The sequence below is a fragment of the Mycobacterium sp. pW045 genome (assembly GCF_041287085.1).
Taxonomy (GTDB): Bacteria; Actinomycetota; Actinomycetes; order Mycobacteriales; family Mycobacteriaceae; genus Mycobacterium; species Mycobacterium algericum_A.
In genome coordinates this window covers 456,824-467,550 of the sequence record NZ_JBGGKU010000003.1, presented here as the reverse complement: position 1 = coordinate 467,550, position 10,727 = coordinate 456,824, and the positions used below count along the sequence as shown (strand labels likewise).

Below are 10,727 nucleotides of genomic sequence, written 5' to 3'. Positions count from 1 at the left end.
CGTCACCCGCGGCCGCCCAAAGAAAAAATCCGAACCCTAAACGAGGGTTCGGACTATTCCGATGTCCTGAGACATCACACTAGTAGCGGGGACAGGATTCGAACCTGCGACCTCTGGGTTATGAGCCCAGCGAGCTACCGAGCTGCTCCACCCCGCGTCGGTGTCTACGAGGGTACCCAACGGGCGGGCCAGGCGCCAAATCGGCATCGTCCGGCGAGCGCCGGCCGGCTTCCAGCACGCGGTCGAGCCAACTGTAAAGCGTAATTGAAATTAACAATTAGCCCCTCGACGCTGGCCCGGCGCCGTTGCCCGGCGGTCTGCGCCGCTCCTCCAACCTGACATCGATGGTCCACGATATCCACTGGTAACAGTGCTATCGGGACCGCCGACACGTCCTGCGACCAGCCAGCCGCTCGAGCCGACCACCGCAGCGGCAGATTACCTCGGGGCCGCACAAGGTGGAATCAAAATTAACTTTTTGCTTGCCCGCCACTCACCCGCTGTGTCATGCTGCACCGGCCGCACCGCGTGCGTCCTGCATCACACCCCCGCCCGCGGACGGGACATCGAAGAGTCGGGAGAGTCGGATGCCTGGAATCGTCGACGGCATAGGTCGACTGCTCAGCTACCGGATGAGCGTCGGGGAACTCATCGGCCTGGGCCTGATCGTCGGCACGCCCTACCTGATCGTCGGCCTGATCTGGTCGTTGACCCCCACCGCGCACCTGCACGAGATGCAAGGTGTGGACCTGGTGGTGTCCTTCCTCGGGTCGATCGTGTCGTGGCCGGTGCTGCTGTTCTCCGACGTCTGCATGCAGTGATCCCGATGACCGCATCAGACGCCACGCGCCGGTTGATCCGAATCGCCGATGCACAACTGGCCGGCCGGTGGAAGCTGATGTCGCACACACGAGAGGGACACCGATGATCCGACGATCACCGACGCCGCAGTACCGGAGGTCGCTGCCATGATGATGCTGGTACGGCTCATCGACCTGGTCGTCAGCATGCTGCGCATCCTGGCCTCCCCGGAGGCCCGGCTGCTGCGCTCCGGCGTACTCACGGTGCTGGCCTGCGGTGCACTCGTCGGGGCGGTCGGCCTGGTCTGGCTGCTCGCTCAGCTACCGCAGTACTTCGCCCATCCCTAGCCGCTTGAAAGGACCGCTGACATGTCGACCTGTCACGACGACGACCGTGACCTGCAACGGCCCCGGCACCGGCAGGCAACCACCGCCGAGACCCGGATTCACATCGACACCTACACGCCGCGCTGGGACGTAGAACTCGTCGATATCACTGAGGCCCTGGACTTCTGGACGGCAGCCGCATCGGCGGCGAACGTCGTCATGCAGTTGAGCATGCCGGGTGTGGGCTACGGGGTGGTGGAGAGCCGGGTGGAGTCCGGGGCGCTGATGGAGCATCCGTGGAAGCGGCTGCGTACCACCGCGCAGTACATGGCCGTCGCGCTGCTGGGCACCGACGCCGAGCGCGCCGCCTACCGCGACGCCGTCAACGTCGCACACCGGCAGGTCCGCTCCACCGACAGCAGCCCGGTCAAATACAACGCCTTCGACCGCGACCTGCAACTGTGGGTCGCCGCGTGCCTGTTCGTCTTCTACGAGGACACCTTCCAGCTGCTCCGCGGCAAGATGACGCCGGAAGAGGCGGAGAACTTCTACCAGCAGGCACGGCCATTGGGCACCACGCTGCAGGTCACCGAAGACCAGTGGCCGGCCACTCGCGCCGACTTCGACGCCTACTGGAACGCAACATGCCAGACCCTGGTGCTCGACGACGTCGTCCGCGACTACCTGATGCGGCTGATCAACCTGAAGATGATCAACCCGGTGCTGCGGGCGCTGTTCGGACCGCTGCTGCGGTTCTTGACGGTGGGATTTCTGGCGCCGACATTTCGTGAACTGCTGCGCGTCGAGTGGTCGGCCACCGAGCAACGGCAGTTCGAGAATCTGTTCCTGTTCGTGTCGTTCGTCAATCGGTTTCTGCCGCGGTTCATCCGGACGTTCAACTACAGCGTGCTGATGGGCGACGTGCGCTACCGCATCCGGCGACGCAAGGCGCTGATCTGATCATGGCGCCTGCGGTGGGAGACCTGGACCGGGACAGCATGCTCTGGCATGTTCTGGCCGACCGGCGTTACCTGTTCGTGTTGCCCAGGGCGGTGTGCCTGTTGATGCTGCATCCGGGGATCGCCGCAGGCATCACCGAGCACGCGCTGATGCGGGACCGCATCTGGCTGCACAAGAAGCGCACCGTCACCCAGGCGGTCAACTACGTCTACACCGGGGTGGATCTGAGCCCCCAGATGCGGTTCTCCCACGAGCACGTCAAGGGCGTCGACATCCTCGGCCGGAAATATCATGCGCTGAACCCCGATACCTTCCATTTTCAGCACGCCGCTTACGTAGAGTCGCTGTTTGTCATGGTCAACAGATTCATCCGGCCGCTGGATCCCGACGAACACGAGCAGCTCTATCGCGAGTGCTGCGTCTGGTACCGCAGGTACGGCATATCAAGCCGGTCGATGCCGCCGAACTGGCCGGAGTTCGTGGAGTACTTCGAGAACCACTGCCGCACAGAACTATTCGCCGGTGCGCATTTTGAGCCGTACCGCGAACAGATTTTCGCTCCCGGCGACTGGTGGATGCGGGCTGTCCCCCACGGTGCCATCCGCGCGTTGCAGCATCCGCATGCCCGGGAGCTGACCGGGATCAGTGTCACGGCCGCCGACCGGCGGTCGCTGTGGCGGTTCATCCAGGCAGCTCGACTGTCGGCGCTGGCGCCCAGGCACCACTGGAATGCGCGGGCGCGCGCTGCGCTGAGCAGCGACCGCGAGGGTGACACCCGCTCCCCGCGCTCCGCACCGTCCCGGTCGACGTGAGACGAGATTTCCGTTGGCTCAACATCTTTCTGCGGTAGCGCCCACCGCCCGGCGGCGCCCCAAGGACCGCAAGGACCAGATCGCCCGGGTCGCCGCCGAGGCCTTCAGCGCTCTCGGTTATCACTCGGTCCGGTTGGAGGCCATCGCCGGCGAGGTGGGCATCTCGGCTCCGGCGCTGTACCGGCACTACGCAAGCAAATACGACCTGTTCCGCGACGCCGTACTGGCGTTGAGTCAGCAGTTGGTCGACGCCACGGATCTGGCCACCGACCTGACGGCCGAGGCCACCGACGAGGCGACGCTGGATCAGCTGGTACAGGCCCTCATCGACGTCGCTTTGCGTAATCGGGAATCCGGTGGCCTCTACCGATGGCAGTCACGCTACCTGCGCGAGGCGGACGAGACCCGGCTGGTCGATCAGCTGCGGCTCGTCAATCACCGCCTGCAGGCGCCGCTGGCCGCGCTGCGTCCCACGTCGACCTCGTTGCAGCTGCGGATGCTGTCGGCCGGGCTGCTCAGCGTCGCCGGCGGGATCGCCGACCATCGCGTGCGCGCCCCGGCAGAAGAGATCAAGGCCATGCTGAGCGGGGCATCGTCGGCCTTGCTCAACGCCGAGTTGCCCGCGGCCGACGACTTCGTGCCAGGCCCGCCCGCATGGCGGATCTTCACCCCCGACGCCGGGACCTACGAAGCGCTGCTGCACGCCGCGATGATGCTGTTCCACCAGCGCGGCTACGGCGAGACCTCCATGGCGCAGATCGCAGCGGTGGCCGGCGTGCGCGTCGCCGGGATCTACCGCTACTTCCCCGGCAAGGCCGACATCCTCAGCACCGCGCTGCGGCGCTCCTCGGACCGGCTTTCCGCGGAACTGTCCCGGGTGAACAGTGACCGGCCGGAACCGCGGGACGCGCTGACAACACTGGTCGACGCCTATGTCGCCACCTCGTTCGCCAACCCGGAGTTGGCCTCGATCTACTACAGCGAGCGGGTCAACCTCACCCCGGCCGATCAGCAGGCGCTGCGCAACGTGCAGCGGTCGACGATCGACTCCTGGGTCCGGTTGCTCGCCGCGGTGCGCCCCGAACTCACCGCCACGCACGCGCGGTTTCTGGTTCACGCCGCGATGGGCCTGGTCGTCGACATCGGCCGGTTGGTGCACTATGACCGGCCCGCAACCGATTCGGCGGGCTCACCGGCCGCCAACCGCGGCTATCCGCAGGCGTGCGTGCGCACGCTCATGCACGCCGTACTCTTCGATGCCTGAGCGAGTCAGGGCGGCTGCGAGCGTGCGCGAAAACGGTCCGACACGCGGGTATGGGGCCGGGGACACGCAAACCCGCGCAAAAAGGGGCTACTTGGCGCTGTTGAACTTCTCCACGGCGTCGTCGAGGCGCTGCAGCGCCGCACCGTAGGCGGCGAAGTCACCCTTGTGCTGGGTGTCGCGTAGCGCGGCGATGGCGGCGTCGATCTCACGCAGCGCAGCGGCCTTCGCCGCCGACAGCTCGACGCTGCCGGCCGGCGGTGGCGGTGCCGGTACCGCCGCGGCAGCGGGCGGAGTGGGACCTGCCGGCTTGGCGGCCGGCGCGCCGCCGTCGGTGGGCGCGATGTCGGTCGCCGCCGCGCTGGCTCCGGGCCCGAACAGGCCGGTCAGCGCGTCGGAGACCGTCGGCCCGAAGCCGATCTTGTCGTTGTACATCATCGCCACCCGGATCAGCCGCGGATACGACGACGCGGCGTCGCTGGAGCCCGGGGAGGCGTAGACCGGTTCGACGTAGAGCAGCCCGCCGTCAGCCACCGGCAGCGTGAGCAGGTTGCCCCACCGGATGCGGTTCTGGTTGTCACGTCCGATCAACCCGAGTTCCTGGCTGACCGTGGTGTCGGTGGTGATCGCGTTGTTGGCCAGCTTGGGCCCGTTGACCTGACCGGGAATGGTCAGCACAGTGATCTTGCCGTAGGTGTCGGGGTCGGAGCTGGCGGAGATGTAGGCGGCCAGGTAGTCACGCTTGAACCGGTTCATCGCGCTGGTCAGCTGATAAGAAGCCGAACCGTCTTCCTTGACAAGGTTTTTCGCGACGATGTAGTACGGCGGCTGAAAACTGCTGGCGGTCGGGTTGGGGTCCAGCGGCACGTCCCAGAAGTCCGACGTCGAGAAGAACGTGATCGGGTCGTTGACGTGGTATTTGGCCAGCAGCAACCGCTGCACCTTGAACAGGTCTTCGGGGTAGCGCAGATGCTCGGCGAGTTCTGTGGAGATCTCCGACTTGGGCTTGACCGTCCCGGGGAATACCTTCATCCAGGCCTGCAGCACCGGGTCCTGTTCGTCCTGGGCGTACAGGTTCACCGTTCCGTCATAGGCGTCCACGGTCGCCTTCACCGAGTTGCGGATGTAGGACACCCGCCGGTCGGGCAGCAGCCGGTTGAACTCCACCTCTTTGGAGTCCATGGTCGCCGACGACAGCGACGTCAGCTCCGAGTAGGGATAGTTGTCCAACGTGGTGTAGCCGTCGATGATCCACACCAGCCGCTTGTTGACGATCGCCGGGTACACCGTCGAATCGGTGGTCAGCCACGGTGCCACCGCCTGCACCCGGCCGGCCGGGTCGCGGTTGAACAAGATCTTGCTCTCCGCGCCGATCACCGACGAGAACAAGAAATTGCGCTCGGCGAACTTGGCGGCGAACACGCTGCGCGCCAACCAGTTCCCGATGTTGACGCCGCCCTTACCGGTGTAGGTGTAGTTCTTCGTCTCGGTGTTGGTCTCGTAGTCGTACTCGCGGTCGGGACCGTTGCGCCCGACGATCGCGTAGTCGGCGACGGTGTCGGCGATCACCGGGCCGTAGTAGACACGCGGCTGGTCGAGCCGGGCCGGACCGGCGGAGACCACCGTGCCGTTGGCACCGACGACGTTGGCCAGGAACTCCGGGTAGCCGCCGTTCTGATTGGGGTCGTTGGCGATCCCGCGCACGGTGTTGGCCGGCGAGGCGATGAACCCGTTGCCGTGGGTGTAGACGGTGTGGCGGTTGATCCAGTCGCGCTGGTTGTCGATCAGCCGGTCCGGGTTGAGCTCCCGGGCGGCGACGACGTAGTCGCGCAGCTGGCCCTCGCTGTCGCGATAGCGGTCGATGGTGAGCTGGTCGGGGAAGAAGTAGAAGTTCTTGCCCTGCTGGAACTGGGTGAAGGCGGGACTGACGATGGTCGGGTCCAGCAACCGGATGTTGGAGGTGGTGGCGGCATCGGCGCCGACCTGCGCGGCCGTGGCACGCGCGTCGCCGCTGTAGTTGCGGTAGGTGACCACATCCTCGGTCAGCCCGTAGGCGTGCCGGGTAGCGGCGATCGACCGGGAGATGTACTCGCTCTCCTTCTGCGCCGCGTTGGGTTTGACGCTGAACTGTTCCACGAGCAACGGCCAGCCCGCACCGATGACCACCGACGACAACAGCAGCAGCACCAGACCGATCGCCGGAATCTGCAAGTCGCGCAGCACGATCGCCGAGAACACCGCGATCGCACAGATCAGCGCGATCGCCAGCAGGATCATCTTGGCGGGCAACACCGCATTGATGTCGGTGTAGCCGGCGCCGGTGAACGGCTTGCCGGCGCGGGTATGGCTGAGCAACTCGTAGCGGTCCAGCCAGTAGGCGGCAGCCTTGAGCAACACCAGGGTGCCGATCAGGCTGACGACCTGAATACGCGCCGGCCGGCTCAACGCCCCGGCACGACCCGACAACCGGATGCCGCCGAAGATGTAGTGCGTCGTGAGGTTCGCGATGGCGGCGAGGAAGAACGTCACCAGCAGCAGACCGATGATCAGCCGGTAGAACGGCAGGTCGAAAGCGTAGAAGCCGAGGTCCTTGCCGAACTGCGGATCGGCGATCCCGAAGTCACCGCCGTGCAGGAACAACTGGATACGCACCCAGTAACTCTGGGCGACGATCCCGGCCAGCAGACCGATCCCCGTCGGGATGCCGAACGCGACCAGTCGCAACCGCGACAACACCGCGGTCCGATAACGCGCCACCGGGTCGTTGGCGCCGCCTGAGGGCACGAACACCGGCCGGACCCGGAAGGCCATCGCCAGGGCGGCGAACACGATCCCGCCGACGACAAGGCCGACCACCACGAAGGCGATCAGCCGGGTCAGCAAGGTGGTGACGAAAACGGACCGGTAGCCCAGTTCCCCGAACCAGAGCCAGTCGACGTAGCCGTCGATCAGCCGCGGCCCGACCAGCAGCAACACGATGACGGCGAGCGCACTCCCGATCATGATCCGGCTGCGCGGGGTCAACTTCGGCATTCTCGCGGTGGGCCGCATCCCCACGTGCCACGCTCCCTAGCTCGGTTGTCCTGACGGCCCCACTGTAGCCAACCGGGCCTCAGCAAGACGGCGGCTGACCTCCGCCGGTGAGGGTGCGCAACGCGTCCACCGCCTGGGCGAGGCTGTCGACCTTGATCAGCTGCAAGCCGTTGGGGTCCGAGCGGGCCTCGTAGCAGTTCTCGGCCGGGACCAGAAACACCGTCGCGCCGGCCTCGCGGGCCGCGATCATCTTGTGGGTGATTCCCCCGATCGAGTCGACCTGACCGTTCGGCTTGATGACCCCGGTGCCGGCGATGAAGTTCTGCCCGGCCAGCGTGCCGGTGCTGAGTTTGTCGACGACGGCCAGCGAGAACATCAGCCCCGCCGACGGGCCGCCGATATTGGCGAGATTGAACTCGACGGTGAACGGGGCCCATGGCGCGTCGAGCACTGACACACCGAGGAATCCGTTGGGCCGGTCTTTGTTCTCGCCGAGCGTAATCCGCGCCGTGCCGGGCGCGGCGTTCTTGCGCCGGTAGTCGATGGTCACCGTCTCGCCCGGCTTGGTGGCGGACAGCCGCTTGGTGAACTGCTCGACGGTGTAGACGGGTTCGCCGTCGACGGCGTCGACCGCGTCACCACGCTGCAGCGCGCCCACCGACGGCCCGGGGTCGTGGACCTCGGCAAGGGTGACCGCGCTCGGGTAGCGCAGGTAGCCGAGGGCGGCGTACTCGGCGCTCTGCTCGGAGGTACGGAACTCGGCGTCGTTGTCCTCGTCGACCTCCTCGCGGGACTTGCCGGGCGGATAGACCAGGTCACGCGGCATGAGCTGTTCGCGCCCGGACAGCCACAGGGCCAGCGCCTCACCCAGCGTCAGTCCGTCGCGCTGGGACACCGTGGTCATGTTCAGCTGCCCCGACGTGGCCCGCGTCGGGGTGCCCTGAATGTCGACCACCTGCTTGCCGTCGACCGTCCCGAGGGTGTCGAAGGTGGGGCCCGGCCCCAGCGACACGAAGGGCACGGTCACCGCCGTCAGCAGTGCGCCGAACACGACCACCGGCAGCAGGGCCGCCAGCAGCGTCAGAATCCGCCTGTTCACCCCGGGTATGGTAAACGGCCCGGATCCGGCCGACCCCGGGCCACACATCGGAGTGCCGCGTGTCGCACCGTGGCCGGACGCCGGTCGGTACGGTTGGGGCTATGGCTGATCTGCCCTTCGGTTTCTCTTCCGGGGACGACCCCGACCGCGAGCGGCCCGGGGGACGAGATCCCGGTCCGAGCGACTGGGGAATGGGCGCCGGTTTCAACATCGCCGATCTGGGGCAGATCTTCACCCAGCTCGGCCAGATGTTCAGCGGCGCCGTGTCCACCAGCGGTCGGCCGTCCGGACCGGTCAATTACGACCTGGCCCGCCAAGTCGCCGCCCGCTCGATCGGTTCGGTCGCGCCCGTGACGGCCTCGACCACCACCGCGATCGGTGACGCGGTGCACCTGGCCGAGACGTGGCTCAACGGCGCGACGTCGTTGCCGGCCGGCACCACCGGCTCGGCCGCCTGGACGCCCGTGGAGTGGGTGGAGCACACCATGGCGACCTGGCAGCGCCTGTGCGACCCGATGGCCGAGCAGGTCTCATCGGTGTGGGCCTCGGCGCTGCCCGAGGAGGCCAAGAGCATGGCCGGCCCGCTGCTGTCGGTGATGTCGCAGATGGGCGGGCTGGCGTTCGGGTCACAGTTGGGCCAGGCGTTGGGCCGGTTGTCCGGAGAGGTGCTGACCTCGACTGATATCGGATTGCCGTTGGGGCCCAAAGGCGTGGCTGCGCTGCTGCCCGGTGCGATCGAGGAACTGGCCGGCGGACTGGAGCAGCCGCGCAGTGAGATCGTCACGTTTCTGGCCGCCCGTGAGGCCGCTCACCACCGGTTGTTCACCCACGTCCCGTGGCTGGCCAACCAGTTGCTCAGCGCGGTGGAGGCCTACGCCCGCGGCATGAAGATCGACATCCGGGGAATCGAGGAGCTGGCGCAGGGGTTCGACCCCGCGGCGATGTCCGACCCGTCGGCAATGGCCGACCTGCTCAACCAGGGGGTGTTCGAGCCCAAGTCGACACCGGAACAACTGGCCGCCCTGGAGCGGCTGGAGACGCTGCTGGCCCTGATCGAGGGCTGGGTGCGCACGGTGGTGACGGCGGCGCTGGGCGAACGGATTCCTGGCACCGCGGCGCTGTCGGAGATGCTGCGCCGCCGCCGTGCCACCGGTGGTCCGGCCGAACAGACCTTCGCGACCCTGGTCGGCCTGGAATTGCGCCCCCGCAAGCTGAGCGAAGCCGCGGTGCTGTGGGAGCGGTTGACCGTGGCTGTCGGGATCGACGCCCGCGACCAGGTGTGGCAGCACCCCGATCTGCTGCCCGAGGCCGCCGATCTCGACGACCCGGCCGCGTTCATCGACCGGATCATCGGCGGAGACACCAGCGGCATCGACTCGGCGATCGACCAGGCCATCGCCGAGTTCCGGCGCGACGCCGACGCCGGCGGCGACACCGACGACTGACCCGCGGGGTCAGGCCGGCCGCACGGCGCATCGTCGCCGACGCTGTGGACAACCGGAGGCGGTGACGCCGCCCGGCGTGACAGGCTCCGAGGCGTGACCAGGGCCGAATCCCAGACGCCCGCCTACATCCTCGACCCGGCACGGGCGGTGCTGTTGCGACCGGACGGCGCGGTGCAGGTGGGCTGGGATCCCGGGCGGGCCGTCCTCGTGCAGCCGCCGCGCGGGCTGACCGCGACCGGGCTGGCCGCCGTGTTGCGCACGATGCAGACTCCGGCCACCGCGGCCGAGCTACGGCTCGAGGCCGCCCGCCACGGCGCGGTGGACGCCGCAGAGCTCGACAACCTGCTCAGCGCGCTGGTCGGCGCCGGCGTCGCGGTGCGAGACAGCGCTCCGCGCCGACCGCGCCGTACGGCGTCGCTGCGGGTGCACGGCCGTGGACCGCTCTCGGACCTGCTGGTCGAGTCGCTGCGCTGCTCGGGCGCCGTGGTTCGGCGCAGCAGCCAGCCGCACGCCGCGGTGAGCACCGCCGGCACGGATCTGGTGGTGCTGTCGGATTATCTGGTCGCCGACCCGCGGCTGGTGCGTGAACTGCACGCCGAGCGGGTGGCGCACCTTGCGGTGCGGGTGCGCGACGGCACCGGCGTGGTCGGCCCGCTCGTGCTTCCCGGCATGACCAGCTGCCTGGGATGCGCAGACCTGCACCGGCGGGACCGCGACGCCTCCTGGCCGGCGGTGGCCGCCCAGTTGCGCGACACGGTCGCCCACAGCGACCGCGCAACGGTGCTGGCGACCGTGGCGCTGGCGCTCAGCCAAGTCGATCGGGTGATCGCGGCGGTGCGCGGGCCGGCGGCCGGCAGCGACCTCGGTCCCCCGCCGACCCTCAACGCCACCCTGGAACTGGATCTGGCGACCGGCTCGATCATGACGCGGCGCTGGGCCCGTCACCCGCTGTGCGGGTGTTGACGGCAGCTCCCGCACTGCCAATTTCAC

The 10,727-nt window shown here is 67.8% G+C and carries 9 protein-coding genes and 1 tRNA gene; 7 read left to right on the top strand and 3 right to left on the bottom strand.

Annotated elements, in window-relative coordinates; all coding sequences use genetic code 11:
* Window positions 1–83: 83 nt before the first annotated feature.
* Window positions 84–157 (bottom strand) — tRNA-Met (locus ACAG20_RS07100).
* Window positions 158–587: 430 nt separating this feature from the next.
* On the opposite strand from ACAG20_RS07100, the gene ACAG20_RS07095 reads away from it, so the two are divergent.
* The 5 genes from ACAG20_RS07095 to ACAG20_RS07075 all read left to right on the top strand — a co-directional run bounded on the left by ACAG20_RS07095 (window position 588) and on the right by ACAG20_RS07075 (window position 4,163).
* Window positions 588–821 (top strand): hypothetical protein, encoded by a 234-nt coding sequence (locus ACAG20_RS07095; RefSeq protein ID WP_370492054.1) that lies wholly within the window; start codon window positions 588–590, stop codon window positions 819–821.
* Window positions 822–968: 147 nt separating this feature from the next.
* Window positions 969–1,148, top strand: a complete 180-nt coding sequence (locus ACAG20_RS07090; RefSeq protein WP_370492053.1) for a hypothetical protein — start codon at window positions 969–971, stop codon at window positions 1,146–1,148.
* Between the two features lie 21 nt (window positions 1,149–1,169).
* On the top strand, window positions 1,170–2,087 hold the full coding sequence (locus ACAG20_RS07085; RefSeq protein WP_370492052.1) for an oxygenase MpaB family protein: 918 nt from the start codon (window positions 1,170–1,172) through the stop codon (window positions 2,085–2,087).
* A 2-nt stretch (window positions 2,088–2,089) separates the two neighbouring features.
* Window positions 2,090–2,899, top strand: a complete 810-nt coding sequence (locus tag ACAG20_RS07080; protein ID WP_370492051.1) for an oxygenase MpaB family protein — start codon at window positions 2,090–2,092, stop codon at window positions 2,897–2,899.
* A 13-nt stretch (window positions 2,900–2,912) separates the two neighbouring features.
* The gene (locus ACAG20_RS07075; RefSeq protein WP_370492050.1) at window positions 2,913–4,163 is read left to right on the top strand and encodes a TetR/AcrR family transcriptional regulator; all 1,251 of its coding nucleotides are present in this window, start codon (window positions 2,913–2,915) and stop codon (window positions 4,161–4,163) included.
* A gap of 87 nt (window positions 4,164–4,250) precedes the next feature.
* Here ACAG20_RS07075 and ACAG20_RS07070 read toward each other — a convergent pair whose 3' ends face one another.
* Together ACAG20_RS07070 and ACAG20_RS07065 are read right to left on the bottom strand one after the other, a co-directional pair.
* Entirely contained in the window at window positions 4,251–7,217 is a 2,967-nt protein-coding gene (locus ACAG20_RS07070) for a UPF0182 family protein (RefSeq protein ID WP_370492049.1), read from the bottom strand.
* A 55-nt stretch (window positions 7,218–7,272) separates the two neighbouring features.
* Window positions 7,273–8,292: a PDZ domain-containing protein gene (locus ACAG20_RS07065; protein ID WP_112684433.1), complete on the bottom strand. Its 1,020-nt coding sequence runs from the start codon at window positions 8,290–8,292 to the stop codon at window positions 7,273–7,275.
* A 101-nt stretch (window positions 8,293–8,393) separates the two neighbouring features.
* Between ACAG20_RS07065 and ACAG20_RS07060 the strand changes: the two genes are divergently transcribed.
* Complete coding sequence (locus ACAG20_RS07060; protein ID WP_370492048.1) at window positions 8,394–9,737, top strand: zinc-dependent metalloprotease; 1,344 nt, start codon at window positions 8,394–8,396, stop codon at window positions 9,735–9,737.
* A gap of 93 nt (window positions 9,738–9,830) precedes the next feature.
* Window positions 9,831–10,700, top strand: coding sequence for a cyclodehydratase (locus tag ACAG20_RS07055; protein ID WP_370492047.1), 870 nt, complete (start codon window positions 9,831–9,833; stop codon window positions 10,698–10,700).
* Window positions 10,701–10,727: the final 27 nt, after the last annotated feature.

Coding starts and splice junctions, on each gene's coding strand:
- ACAG20_RS07085 (WP_370492052.1), top strand. CDS start 1,170: ATGTCGACCTGTCACGACGACGACCGTGACCTGCAACGGCCCCGGCAC.
- ACAG20_RS07095 (WP_370492054.1), top strand. CDS start 588: ATGCCTGGAATCGTCGACGGCATAGGTCGACTGCTCAGCTACCGGATG.
- ACAG20_RS07090 (WP_370492053.1), top strand. CDS start 969: ATGATGATGCTGGTACGGCTCATCGACCTGGTCGTCAGCATGCTGCGC.
- ACAG20_RS07080 (WP_370492051.1), top strand. CDS start 2,090: ATGGCGCCTGCGGTGGGAGACCTGGACCGGGACAGCATGCTCTGGCAT.
- ACAG20_RS07060 (WP_370492048.1), top strand. CDS start 8,394: ATGGCTGATCTGCCCTTCGGTTTCTCTTCCGGGGACGACCCCGACCGC.